1 pseudogene is annotated in these 573 nt (G+C 41.0%); it reads right to left on the bottom strand.

The annotated features are described in order from the left end of the window. A pseudogene (locus R7093_RS26975) lies at nucleotides 1-446 on the bottom strand (hypothetical protein); the annotation flags it as partial. Nucleotides 447-573: the final 127 nt, after the last annotated feature.

Genomic DNA, 573 nt, shown 5'->3' with positions numbered 1-573 from the left:
TGAATGCCGATGAAAAAGAGCAGAAGGAAGAGGATCCATTCGCTCGCGGTGTCTACCCACTCCAGACCTATCGGCAAAATGAGACCAGCAATTAAGCCTCCACCAACGACAACAATCAGTTTTACTGATTCTAATGCCATAGAAGAAAGTGGAAGCTTGTTTTGGTTGTGATTGGTCTGCAACGGAATAATCTTATCGATTATTGGCAGAGCGAGTAAGTTACATACACTCAAGCAGACGAAAAAAGTACCAGCGTACAGCAGTATACTCTGCAAGTTGCTACTCAAGTTGTCTAAGGCAGCTAAACTTAAACCCATCAACGAAAGAATGACGTAAATAAGGTATGAAGTTGATTGGTTAATTTTCTCTAGTAAAGCTGCGCGAGAAATAGGAATTAAGTACCCCACAACAAGAGGGGCAAAAATGAATAGCATCCCTGAGAACATAAAACTTGATAATTCCTTAGTGAGACAAGCCGGAGACAAAAGCCACTGACAAAACAACACTCGACCTTGAGTTTAATGTTTATCGTGGATGATGTTAGTTAACTTAATTACAAGCCGCTAGCACTGA

The sequence above is a fragment of the Vibrio sp. 1580 genome (assembly GCF_033340055.1).
Note: the sequence above shows the minus strand (reverse complement) of the source record. Positions and strands in the feature narration are given on the sequence as shown.